Consider the following 17,367-nt stretch of genomic DNA (forward strand, 5'->3'; position numbering starts at 1 on the left):
GGTCTTACGTTCTCCCTCATGAGTATGGAGACCACCGCCTGGATGCAGCTGCACAGCGTGATGACCGCCCAGCAGGAGCGGCGCCCCTTCGACCGGGCCACGCTGCGCCGCATCGCCGCCTTCGCCCGCCCGTACCGGGGCGGGATAATCCGTTTCGTCCTCCTCGGGGTGGTCACCGCCCTGCTCGCCGTCGCGACCCCGGTGCTCGCCGGCCACGTCGTCGACGCGATCGTGTCGGGGCACGACACCGGCACGGTCGAACGGCTGTCGCTGCTGATCGCGCTGGTCGCGGTCGTGGAGGCGGCGCTGGGGGTGCTCGGGCGGCGGCTCTCGGCGACGCTCGGGGAGGGCCTCATCCTCGACCTGCGCACGGCCGTGTTCGATCATGTGCAGCGCATGCCCGTCGCGTTCTTCACACGTACCCGTACGGGAGCGCTGGTCAGCCGTCTCAACAACGATGTGATCGGTGCCCAGCGGGCCTTCGCCGGCACCCTCTCCGGTGTGGTCAGCAACCTGGTCACGCTGCTGCTCACGCTCGCGGTCATGCTCACCCTGTCCTGGCAGATCACCCTGCTCGCGCTGGTGCTGCTGCCGGTGTTCGTGGTGCCCGCCCGCCGGATGGGCGGCCGGATGGCCCGGATGCAGCGGGAGGCCGCCGCGCTCAACGCGGACATGGGCACCCGGATGACCGAGCGCTTCTCCGCGCCGGGCGCCACGCTGATCAAGCTCTTCGGCCGCCCCGAGGAGGAGTCGGCGGAGTTCACCGCCCGAGCCGCCCGGGTCCGGGACATCGGCGTGCGCACCGCCACCGCCCAGTCGGTGTTCATGACCGCGCTGACCCTGGTCTCCTCGCTGGCGCTCGCCCTGGTCTACGGCCTCGGCGGCTGGTTCGCGCTGCGCGGCACCCTGGAACCGGGCGCGGTGGTCTCCCTGGCCCTGCTGCTGACCCGTCTCTACGCCCCGCTCACCGCGCTCGCCGGCGCCCGCGTCGAGGTGATGAGCGCGCTGGTCAGCTTCGAGCGGGTCTTCGAAGTCCTCGACCTGAAGCCCCTGATCGAGGAGAAACCGGACGCCCGCGAGGTCCCCGAGGGACCGGTGGCCGTCGAGTTCGAGGACGTCCGCTTCGCCTACCCGGCCGCCGACCAGGTCTCCCTCGCCTCCCTCGAAGAGGTCGCGGTCCTCGACTCACGCGGTGGCAGCGAGGTCCTGCACGGCATCTCCTTCCGCGCCGAACCCGGCCAGACCGTGGCCCTCGTCGGCTCCTCCGGCGCCGGCAAGTCCACCATCGCCCAGCTGCTGCCGCGCCTGTACGACGTCGACGAGGGCACCGTCCGCATCGGCGGCGCCGACGTCCGCGACCTGACCGCCGGCTCCCTGCGCGCCACCCTCGGCATGGTCACCCAGGACGGCCACCTCTTCCACGACACCGTCCGCGCCAACCTGCTGCTCGCCCGGCCCGCCGCCACGGACGAGGAGTTGTGGGACGCCCTCGGCCGCGCCCGGCTCGGCGAGGTCGTACGGTCGCTGCCCGACGGCCTGGACACGGTGGTCGGCGAACGCGGCTACCGGCTCTCCGGCGGCGAGCGGCAGCGGATGACCATCGCCCGGCTGCTGCTGGCCCGCCAGCGCGTGGTCATCCTCGACGAGGCCACCGCCCACCTCGACAACACCTCGGAGGCGGCGGTCCAGGAGGCCCTCGCCGAAGCGCTGGAGGGGCGTACGGCCGTGGTCATCGCCCACCGGCTGTCCACGATCCGGGCCGCCGACCAGATCCTGGTGATCGAGGCGGGGCGGATCGTGGAGCGCGGTACCCACGACGAACTCCTGCTGGCGGACGGCCGATACGCGGAACTGCACCGCACCCAGTTCACAGAAGTGACGACGCCCTGACAGAGCGTTCACCTCACCGTCACGTTTTCCTATGAGTCGAGGAGGGGAGCGCTCCCCTACTTGACGACTGTGGTCCGGACCTTTAGTTTCACGCCTTAAATAAAGCTCACGTGTGTAGCCAACACCCACCTGACCAAAGGGTGTTGGGACACATCGTGCTGCCACCCCCCGCGTGAAAGGCCACCCCCCGCATATGGCCAGACCACTCCCCACGGCTGTCTCCATAGCCGCGCTGACGCTCTCCGCAGGCCTGCTCACCGCCGCTCCGGCGCAGGCGGCCACCGGCACCATCACCGGCCTCGGCGGCAAGTGCCTCGACGTCGCCGGCGCCAGCTCCGCCGACGGCACGGCCGTCCAGCTCTACGACTGCAACGGGACCGCCGCCCAGCAGTGGACCGTCGGCAGCGACGGCACCATACGCGCCCTGGGCAAGTGTCTCGACGTGACCGGCAATTCGACCGCCGACGGCGCCAAGGCCCAGCTGTGGACCTGTTCCGGCGGCGCCAACCAGCAGTGGACGGTCACCTCCGCCCACGACATCGTCAACCCGCAGGCCAACAAGTGCCTGGACGCCACGGGCAACTCGTCCGCCAACGGCACCCGCGCCCAGATCTGGACCTGCGCGGGCACCGCCAACCAGAAGTGGACCGCCCCGGCGGCCGACGGCGGCACCACCCCGTCCTCGCCGATGGCCGTGGCGCCGTACCTGTACAACGGCTGGGGCGACCCGCCGAGCCCGACCACGATCACCAACGCGACCGGCGTGAAGTACTACACGCTCGCCTTCGTCCTCAGCAACGGCTACTGCAACCCGCAGTGGGACGGCAGCCGGGCGCTGACCGGTGGCGTCGACCAGAGCACCGTCAACACCGTGCGCGCCAACGGCGGTGACGTCATCCCGTCGTTCGGCGGCTACAGCGGCAACAAGCTGGAGAGCTCCTGCTCCAGCGCGAGCGAGCTGGCGGCGGCCTACCAGAAGGTCATCAACGCCTACGGCGGTCTCAAGGCCATCGACATCGACCTCGAAGCCGACGCCTACAGCAACGGGACCGTGCAGCAGCGGGTCGTCGACGCGCTGAAGACGGTGAAGGCCAACAACTCCGGCCTGAAGGTGTACATCACCATCGGCACCGGCCAGAGCGGCCCCGACACCAGCCTGATCAACCGGGCCGCGTCCTCCGGGCTGACCGTCGACGCCTGGGCCATCATGCCGTTCGACTTCGGCGGTGCGGGCCAGAACATGGGCAACCTCACCACCCAGGCGGCCGAGGGGCTCAAGAACGCGCTGAAGAACGCGTACGGCTACAGCGACGACACCGCCTACCGGGACATGGGCATCTCGTCGATGAACGGCATCACCGACAACAGCGAGACCGTCACGGTGGCCGACTTCCGGACCATCCTCGCCTACGCCCAGCAGCACCACCTGGCCCGGCTCACCTTCTGGTCCGCCAACCGCGACCGGCCCTGCACCGGCGGCTCCGCCGACAGCTGCTCCGGCGTGAGCCAGTCCAACTGGGACTACACGCGCGTCTTCGCCGGATACACCGGCTGACCCCTCCGCAAGCCGCCTTCAAGGAGAACCAGTGCTTTCCCTTCCCCGGCGCCGCAGATCAACGGCCGCCGCAGCGGTGGCCGTTGTCGCCGCCTCGCTGCTCACCGCGGCGGGCGCCTCCTCGCCCGCGTCCGCCGCCACGCTGCCCACCGGCAACACCACCCTGCTCAACGCGGCCAGCGGCAAGTGCGTGGACGCCAAGGCGGCCGCCACCGCCGACGGCACCGTCGTCCAGCAGTACGCCTGCAACAACTCCACCGCCCAGCAGTGGAGTTTCACCTCCACCAGCGACGGCTACGTCCGTATCAACAACGGCAACAACGCCAACGAGGTCCTGGACGTCACCGGCGTCTCGACGGCCGACAACGCGCTCGTCCAGATGTGGACCTACGGCGGCGGCACCAACCAGCAGTGGCTGCCCGTCGACGACGGCGGCGGCGCCTACCACTTCGTCAACCGCAACAGCGGCAAGTGCCTGGACGACCCCTCCGCCTCGACCGCCGACAGCGTGCAGTTCGTGCAGTACACCTGCAACGGCACGGCGGCCCAGCGTTTCCAGGTCGTCCCGGTGACCCAGTCGAGCAACCCGGACCTCGGCTCCAACGTGGTCATCTTCGACCCGTCGATGTCCGCGTCGACCATCCAGAGCAAGCTGGACTCGATCTTCGCGCAGCAGCAGACCAACCAGTTCGGCTCCCAGCGCTACGCCGTGATGTTCAAGCCCGGCGCCTACAGCGCGGACGTCAACGTCGGCTTCTACACCCAGGTCCTCGGCCTGGGCCTGTCGCCCGACGCGGTCTCGATCAACGGCGCGGTGCACGCCGAGGCCGACTGGTTCTCGGGCAACGCCACCCAGAACTTCTGGCGCGGCGCCGAGAACCTCTCCGTCAACCCGACCAGCGGCAGCGACCGCTGGGCGGTCTCGCAGGCGTCCGCCTACCGCCGGGTGCACCTGCGCGGCAACCTCGCCCTGGACGACGGCGGCTGGTCCAGCGGCGGCCTGATCGCCGACAGCCAGATCAACGGCCAGGTCAACTCCGGTACCCAGCAGCAGTGGCTGACCCGCAACTCCCAGCTCGGCAGCTGGACCGGCTCCAACTGGAACATGGTCTTCGTGGGCAGCACGGGCGCCCCGTCGACCACCTTCCCGAGCCCGCCGGACACCGCGGTCGCGCAGAGTCCGGTGACCCGTGAGAAGCCGTTCCTGTACGTCGACGGCTCCGGCAACTACCAGGTGTTCGTGCCGTCCACGCGCACCAACACCTCCGGCACCAGCTGGAGTTCCGGCTCCGCCGCCGGTACCTCGCTCTCGCTGGACAGCTTCTACGTCGTGAAGCCGGGCGCCACCGCGTCCCAGATCAACGCGGCCCTCACGGCGGGCAAGAACCTCCTGGTCACCCCGGGTGTCTACCACCTCGACCAGACCCTGCAGATCAACCGCGCCGACACCGTCGTCCTCGGTCTCGGCCTCGCCACCTTCGTCCCGGACAACGGCATCACCGCCATGAAGGTCGCCGACGTCGACGGCGTCAACATCGCGGGCCTGCTCTTCGACGCCGGCACCACCAACTCCTCCACCCTGGTGGAGGTCGGCCCGAGCGGCTCCTCGGCCTCGCACGCGAGCGACCCGACGTCCCTGCACGACGTGTACTTCCGCATCGGCGGCGCGGGCGTCGGCAAGGCCACCACCAGCCTGGTCGTCAACAGCGGCAACGTCATCGGCGACCACATGTGGATCTGGCGCGCCGACCACGGCACCGGCGTCGGCTGGACCACCAACACCGCGGACACCGGACTCGTCGTCAACGGCGACAACGTGACCATGTACGGCCTGTTCGTCGAGCACTTCCAGAAGTACCAGACCATCTGGAACGGCAACGGCGGCAAGACGTACTTCTACCAGAACGAGATGCCGTACGACCCGCCGAACCAGTCGTCCTGGATGAACGGCTCGACCAAGGGCTACGCGGCCTACAAGGTCGCCGACTCGGTCACCAGCCACCAGGCGTACGGCCTCGGCAGCTACTGCTACTTCAGCAGCAACTCAAGCGTCGTCGCCGATCACGCGATCGAGGCGCCGACCAACTCGAACGTCAAGTTCACCAGCATGGTGACGGTCTCCCTCGGCGGCACCGGCACCATCACCCACGTCATCAACAACAGCGGAGGACCGTCGAACTCGTCGACCAACGTCGCGAACCTCAACTCGTATCCGTGACCGTCGCCCGGTGAGCGGACAACGGGTGCCCCGGCGGATCTCCGCCGGGGCACCCGCGCTTTTCACGACGGCGCGTTGTGCCGGGACTGCGCCGTACGCGCCGCGGGCCGGTCCTTGGGCTCCTGCTGGTCCGGTCCCGGCCGGTGGCCGCCGCGCAGTGCGGAGGCCACCGCGGAGACCAGGGCCATGCCGGCGGCCACGCCGAAGACGATGGCCAGGCCGTGGTGGAAGGGCCCCGACACCAGCTGCGGGAAGAAGGTGTGCCCGGTCAGCGCCGACCGCTGGGCCTTGGTGACATGGTCCAGGACGCCCTCGGAGGCGAGCAGGTGCTCGATGGGGTTGTTGCCGAGGAACGTCGCGAACAGCGTGCTCACCGGCGGCAGCGCCGCGGCGTGCGCGGCGGAGGCGGCCGGCACGCCGTGCGCCACCAGGCCGCTCTTCAGCGTCGCCGGGAGCGAGGAGGCGAGCCCGGACACCATCAGCGAGAAGAAGACGCCGATGGACAGCGCCGTACCGGAGTTCTGGAAGGTCGAGCGCATGCCCGAGGCGACACCCCGGTACTCGGCCGGCACACTGCCCATGATCGACGAGGTGTTGGGCGCCGAGAACATGCCCTGACCCAGGCCGTTGAGCAGCAGCAGCGCCGCGAACAGCCCGTAGTCGAAGTCGACGGGCAGCGCGAGCAGCCCCAGGAAGGACGCCATGACGACCACCAGCCCCGCGGTGGAGAAGAACCGGGCGCCGAACCGGTCCGACAGGTAGCCGGACACCGGTCCTGCGATCAGGAAGCCCAGCGTCAGCGGGAGCATGAAGATGCCGGCCCACAGCGGGGTGTCCTCGAAGTCGTAGCCGTGCAGCGGCAGCCAGATGCCCTGCAGCCAGATGATCAGCATGAACTGCAGGCCGCCGCGCGCGATCGAGGTGAGCAGGGCGGCCACGTTGCCCGCGGCGAACGCCCTGTTCCTGAAGAGCGCCAGGTCGAACATGGGTTCGGCGACCCGGGTCTCGATGACACAGAAGGCCAGCAGCAGGGCGGCGCCACCGATCAGGCCGGTCAGCACCCAGGGGTTCCCCCAGCCGGTGGCGCTGTCGCCGTAGGGCTGGATCCCGTAGGTGATCCCGGCCAGCAGGATGCCGGCGCCGGCCGCGAAGGTGAGGTTGCCCAGCCAGTCGATGCGGCCGGGCCGGCCCGCCGAGGTCTCGCGCAGGCTCAGGTACGACCAGATCGTGCCGGTGATGCTGACCGGGACGCTCACCCAGAACACGGCACGCCAGTCGACGACGGCGAGCAGCCCGCCCGCGAGCAGACCGAGGAACTGGCCCGCGAGCGCGGTGATCTGGTTGATGCCGAGGGCCATGCCGCGCTGCCGGGCCGGGAAGGCGTCGGTGAGGATGGCCGCCGAGTTGGCGGTGAGCATGGACCCGCCGAAGGCCTGCACGATCCGCCACAGGATCAGCCACAGGGCGCCGGCCCCGGCGCGGAACGGATCGAGCGACAGCGCGACCGAGGCACACGCGAAGATCAGGAACCCGAGGTTGTAGATCTTCACCCGCCCGAACATGTCGCCGAGCCGCCCGAGCACGACGACCAGCACGGCGGACACCAGCAGATAGCCGAGGATCATCCAGAGCAGATAGCCGATGTTGCCCGGCGCGAGCGGATCGAGCCCGATGCCGCGGAAGATCGCCGGCAGCGAGATGATCACGATCGACGCGTCCATCGTGGCGATCAGCACGCCGAGCGTGGTGTTCGACAGCGCGACCCACTTGTAGCCGGGCCCGGCCGGGGTCTCCTTGCGGCGGGCCGAGCGCAGGGCGCCGGACCACCCGCGGCCGCTCACAGCCGCTCCGCCAGCCGGTCTAGGAGGGGCACGGCGGAGGTGAGGGTGACACGCTCCTCGGGCGTGAAGTCGTCGAGGACGGCCGCGAGACGCTGCACCGACTCCGAGCGCCGCTCGGCCAGCATGGCCCGCCCCTCCTCGGTGACCTCCAGGATGCTCCGCCGCCCGTCCGCGGCGTCGGGGGTACGGCGGACCAGCGCGCGCTGTTCGAGCTGGGCGAGGATGCTGGCCATGGCCTGCGGGCGTACCCGTTCCAGTTCGGCGAGGGACGTCGGCGAGTCGGGCCCGTCGGTGGCGAGCCGCGCCAGTACGGACACCCCGGACAGGGACACGTCTCCCACGGCGTGTGCCTGGCGCAGCCGCCGCGTCAGACGGCCCACCGCGAGCCGGAGGCCGGATGCGAGGCGGGTGGTGTCGCCCGGCTCACGGATGTGACCGCCACCAGCGGCTATATCTGTCTTCACAAGTACTAACAGTAGGTTTATCAGTCTGGACTGATCAACCAATCGTCAGTAAATCCGGGCGGCAGTGCCGACCCGCGTCCCGGACGCCGGCGGGCCACGGGTGCTGCCGCCGGCGATGGGTTCCGGTCAGCCCGGCCGGTGGTGGAGCAGAGCGGTCCGCAGCTCGTTCTCGGTGATCTGCTCGGCGGGGCGGTGGAGCGTCCAGCGGTGGGTCTCGCCGTCCATGGGCAGCACCCCGACGACGGTCTCCGGTGCCGGGCGGCCGACTTCGCCGCAGACGAGCTGGCGGACTATGACGGCGGTGTCGTCGTCCAGGCCGAGCAGAGCGCGTACGGCATCCTTCAGTTCGCGCAGGCGCGGGCTCGGCCAGGCGATTCCTGGGCGCGGTTCCAGGCGCATGGGGCACTCCTTGGTTCCGGAACTCAGGCGCGGGCGGCGCGGGGTTGTCTGGTCACGGTCACCTGCCAGGCGGCGAGGAGCAGCAGCGTGCCGGTTTCGGCGAGGAGGCTGAGGACGGCTTGCGGCTCGGGCTGCAGACCGTGCTCGGTGAAACCGAACACTCCTACGGTGCGCGAAGCGGTGAAACCGCCCAGAGCGCCGAGCGCGGCACCTGCCGCGGCGGCCCTCAGCGGCAGGGGTGGTGTCCCGATCAGCAGAATGGCGGCGAGGGCGAAGGACGCGCTGGCCTGGAGCAGGAACAGGGGGCCGACGACGTGGATGAAGCGATACCCGTCGAGGTAGAGCTGGGCGTGAATGTATCCGCCGGCGGCGAGGGTCGCGGCGGTCATCGACCGCAGGGCGGGGGCGAGGAATCTTCGGGTGCTCATGCCAGCCTCTGGTCCTTGATCGCCAGCTCGCGGTCGCCTTGGCGGTAGCCGACGCTGCGGATGCCGAGTGCCGCATGGAGCTGCCGGGCAGGGACGACCTGCGGGGTGGGAGCGGGGGCGCGGCCCGGTTTGGGCAGGGGGTAGGCGGTGGTGGTGGCGGAGTGGAAGGTGATGTTGCCGTCTGTCTTGGTGAACAGCTGGTGGACGTGCCCGTTGAGGCAGGTGACGGAGGAGAAGCGGCGCAGCAGGGCGATGACCTTGAGGGCGTCGTCGGTGCTCCAGCCCCACTTCGGGTACATGGCGAACAGCGGGATGTGGCTGAAGACCACGATGGGGGTGTCCGACGACAGCCCCGCGAGGTCCTTGCGAACGAAGTCGATCTGGTCGGTGCCCAGGTGGCCGAGCTTCTCCAGGCTCAGGGTGTTGACCAGGGCGATGAAGTGCACGCCGTGGGTGTCGAAGCTGTACCAGCCGTCGCCGAGCGTGCCCATGCCGAAGGTGCGCCGGTAGGCGCGGCCTGCATCGCCGATGGAGTCGTGTTCGCCCGGCACGGTGAAGACGCGGTCCGTCCTCATTCCGGTCATCATCTGCTTGACCTGGTCGAACTGCCCGGCCGTGGACAGGTGGGTCAGATCGCCGCTGTGCATGACGAAGTCGGGTCTGAATCCGAGCGAGTTGACCTGCTTGATCGCCTCGGCGAAGGAGCCGGCCACGTTCGTGTTCGCCGGGCCCTGGAACCCGATGTGGCTGTCGGAGACCTGCACGAACCGCAGCGTGCCGCTTCCCACCACGGCGGCCGCGGCCGCGGCCCCGGTCGCGCCCCCGGCGTTGGTGTCCTGGGAGTCGGCGATATGGCTCATGACCTCTCCAGCGGCCACGGTCAGCACCACCGCGCCGCCGAACCACCCCGCGTGTCGCATGAGTTGACGTCGAGTCATGCCGTGTTCGGTGTCGGGCTCACCGGCGTTGTCGGCCGGTGCTCCGTCGTGACTGTCGTAGTAGCCGGTCATCGGGACACCTCCACGGTGGCGGTCATGAACGGATGGATGGCGCAGAGATAGGCATAGGTGCCGGGCTTGGTGAACGTGTAGCTGTAGGTGGCATGGGTGGCCAGGGCGGCCGATTGCAGCGGGCCGCCCGATCCGGCGCTGGTGACGGTGTGGGCGTCGGTGTCCTGATTGGTCCACGTCACCTTCGTGCCCGCTTTGACCTTCAGCGTGGCGGGGAAGAACGCGAAGTTCCTGATCGCCACCGCGTTCCCGGTCACCGCCGCGGCCTGCGTGCTCGCACCCGAAGGGCTCATCGGCATGCTCATACCGGGCATCGGCGGGGCGCCGGGAGCGGAGCCCTTCCCCGGCCCCGTGGCGCCGGGCATCCCTGCCGTCCGGTGCTGGCCCGCGCCGGGTGTGAGGGCGCCGGCTCCGCCGGCCGGGGAATGCGACGACTGGCCGCAAGAACTGAGGAGCCCCACCGTGCCGGCGGTGGCGAGAACGGCGACGGCCAGTCCGGCCGCAGCGCGTGGCCGCCTGCCAGGTGTGGAAAGGTGCAGGTACATGGTGTTCGGTCCTCACTGATCGGGGGAGACGGGGACTGCGCCGGCTCGGCGCCCGCAGCCGCAGGAATGTGTGGTGGATGCCGTGTTCACGGGCGTGTGCCCTGCGCTGTACATCCGCCCTTGCGGGCCACCGAGTCGGCTCTTGTCCGGTTCCACGGATGGCGGGAGTTCCGCGGTTCGATGGATATGCACTTTTTGTGAAACCTCTTGGCGTCGCCGTCGACCGGCCCGCCTCCCGGGCGCCGCGCACGCTTGACTCTCCCGGGTCGTGAGACAGCTAGGCGAGATGTATCGCCAGAAATGCCATCAGAGCGTCACATCTGGCGTGCTGAGCGTTACAGGACAAAGCGGTATATGTGCGCGATGATCGGCCTATGCCCTGGAGTTCCCGAAAACGTGGTCCGAGGACGGATCCGAATCGCTCCGCGCACCGTGTCTCTGGTAAAGGGACGCTTTCGACCGCAGACGAGGAACTGCTGCGCACTCTGTACGCGGAGCACGCAGGGGCCCTGTTCCACTACGTGCTGCGACTGACTTCAGGAGACTGGCAATGGGCGGAGGACGTGGTGCAGGAGACCCTGCTGCGGGCGTGGCAGCATCCCGCCGCCTTCGACCCCGCACGGGGCCCCGCCCGGGCATGGCTGTGTACGGTCGCCCGGCGCCTGGTCATCGACGCCCACCGGGCCCGGCAGGCCAGACCGGCCGAGGCCGGCGGCGAGGCCCTTCAGCGGGCCGCCGAGCAGGCGCCGGGCGAGGACCAGATCGAGCAGGCACTGCAGAGCTGGGCGGTTGCCGACGCCGTCCGGTCGCTGTCCCCGGACCACCGCGCCGTCCTGCTGGAGACCTACTACCGGGGCCGGACCATGGCGGAGGCCGCAAAGGTGCTGGGAATCCCGCTGGGCACCGTGAAGTCGCGGACGTACTACGCCCTGCACGCCCTGCGGCTGGCGTTGCAGGAGCGGGGCATCGAGCCATGACCGTGGCGGCCAGGAGGTGGCGACCATGAGTGCGGAGCACGACGCCCTCCGGCTGGCGCTGGGGGGATACGTCCTGGGCACGCTGCCCTCGGCGGAAATGGAACGGGTCCGCATTCACCTCGCGGAATGCGCCGACTGCCGGGCCGAACACGTCCGGCTGGCGGGATTGCCCGCGCTGCTGGCGACGGTGACCGAAGCCGAAGCCTCGGGTCAGGCGGTGCCGACGGCCGACGAGGAGCTGGCCGACCGGCTGGTGGCGCGGGCCGCCGAAAGCGCGCAGGGCTCCCTGCTCGAACGGCCCGCCGCGCCCGCGGTGTCGAAGGTGCCGGCAGGGGGTGTGCTGGAGAGGCTGCTCCAGCAGGCCGCGGGCCGGCGCCGCAGGCGGGTGCGTCTGCAACTGGCCGGCGCGGCCGCCTCGTTGACGTTCGTCGCGGCAGCGGTCGGCGGCACATGGCTGGCGGCCGTCGGATCCGTGAGCAGCCAGGCGACCCCGCCCGGGCCGACCGCACCGACTGCCTGGCGCACCTTCTCCGGAAGCGATTCCACCACCGGCGTCTCCGCCTCGGTGAAGGTCTGGCCCTCTGCCTGGGGCAGTCTCCTGCAGGTCTCCGCCAAGGGGGCGCCCGCCGGAATCACCTGCCGGCTGCAGGCGGTCGAGTCCGGCGGAGCCAGGACTGTCGGCGCTACCTGGAGGGCGGGCGAGTACCCTCCCGGCACCACGATCCCCGGGGCGGTTCCCATGTCCCCGGGGGCCATTGACCACTTCGAGATTCTCGCCGGCAACGGTCAGAAGATGGTCACCATCCAGGCGTGAGCCGGTGCCCGGTACGGCCGAGTTCGGCATCGGGCCCCTGGTGGAGGCGAGTGAGTCCGGCCGGGCCGCCGGTGTTGACGCGACCGGCGAGAAATCGGGCAAAAAGGGGCGAACAACTTGAACCGTTCGGCATGTGTCACCCGTGGAACTGAATGAGCGCGCCACTTCAGGATCCGGCCTACCGACAGCCCCCGAAGTTGCTGGTGAACTTCCCCCCCCGTTCCGCTCTCCGCACATTCACAGAAGAGCCACAGGACCATGTTTGTGACCGATTCCCTCAGCCCGAGTTCACCGCTCGGCCGGCCCTGCCGCCACGAGGCACTGCTCACCCTGCCCGCGCAGGAGGCGCACGTCTCCGCCGCTCGTCACTTCGCGGCCGATCTGCTGGAGACCTGGAGTGTGCCCGCGAGCGAGCGGGACTCCGCCGTTCTCATCGTCGACGAACTCACCGCCAACGCCGCCCGGTACGGCCGCGAGCGCATGAGCCTGCTGCTCGTCCTCGACGACGGCACTCTGCACATCGTGGTCACCGACTCCGGCGTGGCGGTGGACCGCCATCGCCCCGACATCGCCCCCGACGAACACGGCCGCGGCACCGGCATCGTCCAGTACCTCGCCCAGTCGACCGAGGTCCACCAGACGCGCGGCGGCCGCGAAGTCCGCGCCTGCCTCAGGTGCTCGTCATGACCGGGCCGGGCGTTCCGCGCGAACCGCGGCCCGTTGCCGGTGCCGGGTCGTCCGGCGGCGCTGCCGAGTGGGCCTTCGCGACCCACAAGCGGTGCCCCGTCGACGGCTGCCCGGGCCCGGCCCAGGTGCCCATGCCGTCCGCGGCGATCCCCCCGGCCCTCGATCACGGCGACCCCGGCGACCCCGGCGACCGTGGTCAGGACGCCACGCCGTGTCGACGCTGTGGCGCCGGCCCCTGCGGACCGGCGGAGGTGTGAGCGTGGACGTCACCCCGAACGACGGCGAGGCGATCGGCGCCCCGCCCCCGCACGAGGCGTACGCGAATGCTCCGGAACTGCGCCGCGAGATGCACCAGGTGCTCGCTCTCGGGGCCGAACGCGACGGCCGCCAGGCCGGGCCCGTCACCGGCCCCCTGGTCAGGGGAAGGGCCGCCGAACGCGCCTGGCTGCTGCGGCGGGCCGCCCTCATGGACCGGATGGCCCTCGACGACCCCGGCTCCGGCCCGGTCGCGGCTGCCGCAGAAACCGCCGAGCAGCTCGTCCTGCACGACCGTCGTCATCCCGACCTGGTGACCGGCCCGCACCACCCCGACGCGATCACGCTCGCCCACAGCCGGCGCCTCTACGTCCGCCGGGCGTACGCCGCCTGGACGGCTGCCGGGCGCCCCGGAATGTGACACCTGACCGCGGCTGATCAAAGCTGTGACGCGATGTACTCTCCGGACACCGCCCTTGACCTGCAAACGCGGGCAGGGAGCAGACGAATCGGGAGTTTCTTCGTGTTTCGTACAGTATTCAAGTCCAAGATCCATCGGGCCACCGTCACCCAGGCCGACCTGCACTACGTGGGATCGGTGACCATCGACGCCGACCTCCTCGACGCCGCCGACCTGCTCCCGGGCGAGCTGGTCCACATCGTCGACATCACCAACGGCGCCCGGCTGGAGACGTATGTCATCGAGGGCGAGCGGGGCTCCGGGGCCGTCGGGATCAACGGGGCGGCGGCCCATCTCGTCCATCCCGGCGACCTGGTGATCATCATCAGCTACGCTCAGGTCACCGACGCCGAGGCGCGTACGCTTCGGCCGCGGGTCGTGCACGTCGACCACGACAACCGGGTCGTGGCCCTCGGCGCCGACCCGTCCGAGCCGGTACCGGGCTCGGACCAGGAGCGCAGCCCGCAGGCCGTCTCGGCCTGACCGACGGACCAGGAGGGCGACATGAGCGACATCGAGATCCGCGACGACCGGGCGGCGGGCCGTCTGGAAGCGGTCACCGGCGACGAAGTCGTCGGCCACATCGAGTACTTCGTGCTGGAGTCGCCCTCCCGGGCCCTCGTGCCCGTCCACACCATCGTGGAACCCCAGCACGAGGGGAAGGGCATCGCGGGCTCTCTCGCCCGCGAGCTGTACGCGATCTCCGAGCGCGAGGAGACCCCGGTGGCCCCGCTCTGCCCGTACGTCGTCAGGTGGGCCGAGCGCCACCCCGACGTGGCACCGACACCGGACCCCGAGCTGCTGCGCGCGGCCAAGGAGTGGCTGGTCGCCCACCCCGGCCGCTTCTGAACGGCGGAGCCGCACATGCTCGCCCTCCTGCACACCTCGCCCCTCCACGTCCCCGTCTTCGACGCCCTGCGCGACGAGCACCACCCGGGCCTGGAGCTACGCCACTCCGTGGCCCCGGACCTTCTGTCCCGGGCCCGCCGGGAGGGCCCCGAAGCGGTGGCCGAGGACGTCACCGCAGCCCTCCGGCAGGCAGCGGCACACGGTGTACAGGCCGTGCTGTGCACCTGCTCGACGATCGGCGAGGTGGCGGAGCGGGCCGCAGAGGAGGCCGGCGTACCGGTCATCCGCGGTGACCGCCCGATGGCGGCCGCGGCAGTGGCGGCGGGCCCCCGCATCGCCGTACTGGCGACGGTCGAGAGCACCCTGCCGCCCACCCTGGCCCTGCTGGACGACGAGGCCCGCCGCGCGGGCCGCCCGATCCACGCCCGCGCCGAGGTCGTACCGGACGCCTGGACCCGCTTCGAGGCCGGTGACATCGAAGGATGCGCCCACTTGGTGGCGGCCGCGGCGGACGCCGTGACCGACGCCGACGTGATCGTCCTGGCCCAGGCCTCCATGACCTCGGCCGCGAACCTCACGACCACGACGGTCCCGATCCTGTCCAGCCCGCGCCCGGGCCTGGCGGCGGGTGCGGCAGCGGTCGACCGGGGGATAGTGCGAGCGTCGGTCGGGTAAATGGGGCAGTAGACGCCCAGAGGCGACATCGAGCCACTGGCCGGAGGACACCATGACAAACCCGATCCCCGACCCCGCACCGTCCCCCCACCCTCCGGACCCCTACCCCAGCCCGGTCCCCACCCCCGAACCATCCCCAGCCCCCGCACCAACCCCCCCACCTCCACCCCCACCACCCCCCACCCCAATCCCAGACCCCACCCCCACCCCAGAACCAGGCCCACCCCTAACCTGACCCACGAGCCCAGCCGACTCCAGGGGCGCGGGGAACTGCGCAAAAATCCACAACGCACCCACACCTGACCCACGACCTCAGCCAATCCCAGGGGCGCGGGGAACTGCGCAAAAAACCACAACGAGCCCGCACCCGACCCACAAGCTCAGCCGACTCCAGGGGCGCGGGGAACTGCGCAAAAATCCACAACGAGCCCGCACCTGACCCACGACCTCAGCCAATCCCAGGGGCGCGGGGAACTGCGCGAAATCCGCAGCCCACCCGCACCCTCAACGGCCGGCCCTACTACGCCGTGACCTCCGAGCGGTCCCCGCCCCACAGCGTGTGGAACGCCCCCTCCCGGTCCACCCTCCGGTACGTGTGCGCCCCGAAGAAGTCCCGCTGCCCCTGCGTGAGCGCCGCAGGCAACCGCTCGGCCCGCAGCGCGTCGTAGTACGCCAGCGCCGCCGAGAAGCCGGGCACGGCGACCCCCTCCCGCGTCGCCGCGATGATCACCTCACGCCAGTCGTCCTGCGCCTCCGCGATCTCCCGCGCGAACGTCTCGTCCGACAGCAGGCTCGGCAGGTCCGCCCGCGCGTCGTACGCCGCGCGGATCCGGTCCAGGAACGCTGCCCGGATGATGCAGCCGCCCCGCCAGATCGAGGACACCGCCCCGAGGTCGATGTCCCAGTCGTACTCGTCGCTGCCCGCCTGGATCTCGTGGAAGCCCTGCGTGTACGACACGATCTTCGACGCGTACAGCGCCTGCTCCACCCGGTCCGCGAACGCCGCCGCCTCCGCCTCGGACAGCGCCGTCGGCTTCGGACCGGCGAGCCCGCGCGAGGCGGCCCGCAGGTCGGCGTGACCGGACAGCGACCGCGCGAACACCGCTTCGGCGATGCCCGACACCGGCACACCCAGGTCGAGCGCGATCTGGACCGTCCAGCGGCCGGTGCCCTTCTGCTCGGCCTGGTCCACGACCACGTCCACGAACGGCTTCCCGGTCGCGGCGTCCACGTGCGCCAGCACCTCCGCCGTGATCTCGATCAGGTACGAGTCCAGCCGGCCCGTGTTCCACGTACGGAAGATGTCCGCGATCTGCGCGGGGGAGTACCCGGCGACGTCCCGCAGCAGCTGGTACGCCTCACCGATGAGCTGCATGTCGGCGTACTCGATGCCGTTGTGCACCATCTTCACGAAGTGCCCGGCCCCGTCGGGCCCGACATGCGTCACGCAGGGCGCGCCGTCCGCCGCCTTCGCCGAGATCTTCTCCAGCATCGGGCCCAGCGAGTCGTACGACTCCTTAGGGCCGCCCGGCATGATGCTCGGCCCGTGCAGCGCGCCCTCCTCGCCGCCGGACACGCCCATGCCCACGAAGTGGATGCCCTGCTCGCGCAGTGCCTTCTCACGGCGCCGGGTGTCCGCGAAGTGCGCGTTGCCGCCGTCGATGATCATGTCGCCGGGCTCCAGGAGCGGTGCGAACTCCTCGATCACCGCGTCCGTCGGACCGCCCGCCTTGACCATGATGACCAGCCGGCGCGGCCGCTCCAGCGCCTCGACGAACTCCTTGGCGGTCTCGGCCGCGATGAAGTCGCCCTCGTCCCCGAAGTTCTCCACCAGCTCGTGTGTCTTCGACACCGTGCGGTTGTGCAACGCCACCGTGTAGCCGTTGCGTGCGAAGTTCCGGGCGAGGTTGCGGCCCATGACCGCGAGACCCGTGACGCCGATCTGCGCCGAAGTGCTCATACCGCCTGCTCCTCAAGAATCAAGTCGATCCCGTAAAACGTGCAAGGGATGCTGCCGCCGCTCATGCCCGCCAGTATTGCCCAAAGGCCATCCTGACCCGCCGTTCGACCGGCCGCACTTGCACATACGGACGACACGGGCCGGACGGCTCAGTAACCTCGTGAAACGCTTCCCACGGGTGGCGTGGGACCCGTGGGACTGACGGCACGTCAACATGCGTCCGTTCCGCATCCCTTCGGAACTCCTCCGGGGCGGGACGGCCGGGCCGCGAGGGGCAAGAGGCGGCTGATTGCCGTCTTGTCATGGCCTGTTCGGGCCGCTTACTTTTGGCCTTCCTGAC

At 70.4% G+C, this 17,367-nt stretch carries 17 protein-coding genes; 10 read left to right on the forward strand and 7 right to left on the reverse strand.

What is annotated here, in order from left to right:
* Positions 1-24: 24 nt before the first annotated feature.
* The 3 genes from SSP29_RS40870 (at position 25) to SSP29_RS40880 (ending at position 5,663) form a co-directional block, all read left to right on the forward strand.
* On the forward strand, positions 25-1,890 hold the full coding sequence (locus SSP29_RS40870) for an ABC transporter ATP-binding protein (RefSeq protein ID WP_089106016.1): 1,866 nt from the start codon (positions 25-27) through the stop codon (positions 1,888-1,890).
* Between the two features lie 193 nt (positions 1,891-2,083).
* Positions 2,084-3,445, forward strand: a complete 1,362-nt coding sequence (locus tag SSP29_RS40875) for a chitinase (RefSeq protein WP_089106017.1) — start codon at positions 2,084-2,086, stop codon at positions 3,443-3,445.
* A 31-nt stretch (positions 3,446-3,476) separates the two neighbouring features.
* Complete coding sequence (locus SSP29_RS40880; RefSeq protein ID WP_089106018.1) at positions 3,477-5,663, forward strand: RICIN domain-containing protein; 2,187 nt, start codon at positions 3,477-3,479, stop codon at positions 5,661-5,663.
* A gap of 62 nt (positions 5,664-5,725) precedes the next feature.
* On the opposite strand, the gene SSP29_RS40885 is transcribed toward SSP29_RS40880, so the two are convergent.
* The 6 genes from SSP29_RS40885 to SSP29_RS57305 form a co-directional block, all read right to left on the reverse strand.
* Positions 5,726-7,384, reverse strand: a complete 1,659-nt coding sequence (locus SSP29_RS40885) for an MFS transporter (protein ID WP_245883498.1) — start codon at positions 7,382-7,384, stop codon at positions 5,726-5,728.
* A 116-nt stretch (positions 7,385-7,500) separates the two neighbouring features.
* The gene (locus tag SSP29_RS40890) at positions 7,501-7,968 is read right to left on the reverse strand and encodes a MarR family winged helix-turn-helix transcriptional regulator (RefSeq protein WP_174856049.1); all 468 of its coding nucleotides are present in this window, start codon (positions 7,966-7,968) and stop codon (positions 7,501-7,503) included.
* Positions 7,969-8,094: 126 nt separating this feature from the next.
* Positions 8,095-8,367: a hypothetical protein gene (locus SSP29_RS40895; RefSeq protein WP_089106020.1), complete on the reverse strand. Its 273-nt coding sequence runs from the start codon at positions 8,365-8,367 to the stop codon at positions 8,095-8,097.
* Between the two features lie 23 nt (positions 8,368-8,390).
* Positions 8,391-8,795 carry a hypothetical protein gene (locus tag SSP29_RS40900; RefSeq protein WP_089106021.1) on the reverse strand — a complete coding sequence of 135 codons (405 nt, stop codon included), beginning with the start codon at positions 8,793-8,795 and terminating at the stop codon, positions 8,391-8,393.
* A complete protein-coding gene (locus SSP29_RS40905; protein ID WP_089106022.1) occupies positions 8,792-9,805 on the reverse strand; it encodes a metallophosphoesterase family protein in 1,014 nt (337 codons plus the stop codon). The genes SSP29_RS40900 and SSP29_RS40905 overlap by 4 nt, the downstream gene beginning before the upstream one ends.
* Positions 9,802-10,110, reverse strand: a complete 309-nt coding sequence (locus tag SSP29_RS57305) for a plastocyanin/azurin family copper-binding protein (RefSeq protein WP_245883493.1) — start codon at positions 10,108-10,110, stop codon at positions 9,802-9,804. The genes SSP29_RS40905 and SSP29_RS57305 overlap by 4 nt, the downstream gene beginning before the upstream one ends.
* 614 nt (positions 10,111-10,724) lie before the next feature.
* On the opposite strand from SSP29_RS57305, the gene SSP29_RS40915 reads away from it, so the two are divergent.
* The 7 genes from SSP29_RS40915 to SSP29_RS40945 all read left to right on the forward strand — a co-directional run bounded on the left by SSP29_RS40915 (position 10,725) and on the right by SSP29_RS40945 (position 15,067).
* Positions 10,725-11,327: a sigma-70 family RNA polymerase sigma factor gene (locus SSP29_RS40915; RefSeq protein WP_089106024.1), complete on the forward strand. Its 603-nt coding sequence runs from the start codon at positions 10,725-10,727 to the stop codon at positions 11,325-11,327.
* Positions 11,328-11,352: 25 nt separating this feature from the next.
* Positions 11,353-12,141 (forward strand): anti-sigma factor, encoded by a 789-nt coding sequence (locus SSP29_RS40920; protein WP_089106025.1) that lies wholly within the window; start codon positions 11,353-11,355, stop codon positions 12,139-12,141.
* A 258-nt stretch (positions 12,142-12,399) separates the two neighbouring features.
* Positions 12,400-12,828: an ATP-binding protein gene (locus SSP29_RS40925; RefSeq protein WP_150135885.1), complete on the forward strand. Its 429-nt coding sequence runs from the start codon at positions 12,400-12,402 to the stop codon at positions 12,826-12,828.
* A gap of 259 nt (positions 12,829-13,087) precedes the next feature.
* The gene (locus SSP29_RS40930; protein WP_089106135.1) at positions 13,088-13,504 is read left to right on the forward strand and encodes a hypothetical protein; all 417 of its coding nucleotides are present in this window, start codon (positions 13,088-13,090) and stop codon (positions 13,502-13,504) included.
* A gap of 102 nt (positions 13,505-13,606) precedes the next feature.
* Positions 13,607-14,026, forward strand: coding sequence for an aspartate 1-decarboxylase (gene panD / locus SSP29_RS40935; RefSeq protein WP_089106026.1), 420 nt, complete (start codon positions 13,607-13,609; stop codon positions 14,024-14,026).
* 21 nt (positions 14,027-14,047) lie between these two features.
* Positions 14,048-14,392, forward strand: a complete 345-nt coding sequence (locus SSP29_RS40940) for a GNAT family N-acetyltransferase (protein WP_089106027.1) — start codon at positions 14,048-14,050, stop codon at positions 14,390-14,392.
* A gap of 15 nt (positions 14,393-14,407) precedes the next feature.
* Positions 14,408-15,067, forward strand: a complete 660-nt coding sequence (locus tag SSP29_RS40945; RefSeq protein WP_089106028.1) for an aspartate/glutamate racemase family protein — start codon at positions 14,408-14,410, stop codon at positions 15,065-15,067.
* 520 nt (positions 15,068-15,587) lie between these two features.
* On the opposite strand, the gene gnd is transcribed toward SSP29_RS40945, so the two are convergent.
* Positions 15,588-17,027 (reverse strand): NADP-dependent phosphogluconate dehydrogenase, encoded by a 1,440-nt coding sequence (gene gnd / locus SSP29_RS40950; RefSeq protein ID WP_089106029.1) that lies wholly within the window; start codon positions 17,025-17,027, stop codon positions 15,588-15,590.
* Between the last annotated feature and the right edge of the window lie 340 nt (positions 17,028-17,367).

The sequence above is a fragment of the Streptomyces hyaluromycini genome (assembly GCF_002217755.1).
Classification (GTDB): domain Bacteria; phylum Actinomycetota; class Actinomycetes; order Streptomycetales; family Streptomycetaceae; genus Streptomyces; species Streptomyces hyaluromycini.

Coding starts and splice junctions, on each gene's coding strand:
- SSP29_RS40870 (WP_089106016.1), top strand. CDS start 25: ATGGAGACCACCGCCTGGATGCAGCTGCACAGCGTGATGACCGCCCAG.
- SSP29_RS40875 (WP_089106017.1), top strand. CDS start 2,084: ATGGCCAGACCACTCCCCACGGCTGTCTCCATAGCCGCGCTGACGCTC.
- SSP29_RS40885 (WP_245883498.1), bottom strand. CDS start 7,384: ATGGACGCGTCGATCGTGATCATCTCGCTGCCGGCGATCTTCCGCGGC.
- SSP29_RS40895 (WP_089106020.1), bottom strand. CDS start 8,367: ATGCGCCTGGAACCGCGCCCAGGAATCGCCTGGCCGAGCCCGCGCCTG.
- SSP29_RS40900 (WP_089106021.1), bottom strand. CDS start 8,795: ATGAGCACCCGAAGATTCCTCGCCCCCGCCCTGCGGTCGATGACCGCC.
- SSP29_RS40905 (WP_089106022.1), bottom strand. CDS start 9,805: ATGACCGGCTACTACGACAGTCACGACGGAGCACCGGCCGACAACGCC.
- SSP29_RS57305 (WP_245883493.1), bottom strand. CDS start 10,110: ATGAGCATGCCGATGAGCCCTTCGGGTGCGAGCACGCAGGCCGCGGCG.
- SSP29_RS40915 (WP_089106024.1), top strand. CDS start 10,725: ATGCCCTGGAGTTCCCGAAAACGTGGTCCGAGGACGGATCCGAATCGC.
- SSP29_RS40920 (WP_089106025.1), top strand. CDS start 11,353: ATGAGTGCGGAGCACGACGCCCTCCGGCTGGCGCTGGGGGGATACGTC.
- SSP29_RS40925 (WP_150135885.1), top strand. CDS start 12,400: ATGTTTGTGACCGATTCCCTCAGCCCGAGTTCACCGCTCGGCCGGCCC.
- SSP29_RS40940 (WP_089106027.1), top strand. CDS start 14,048: ATGAGCGACATCGAGATCCGCGACGACCGGGCGGCGGGCCGTCTGGAA.
- SSP29_RS40945 (WP_089106028.1), top strand. CDS start 14,408: ATGCTCGCCCTCCTGCACACCTCGCCCCTCCACGTCCCCGTCTTCGAC.
- gnd (WP_089106029.1), bottom strand. CDS start 17,027: ATGAGCACTTCGGCGCAGATCGGCGTCACGGGTCTCGCGGTCATGGGC.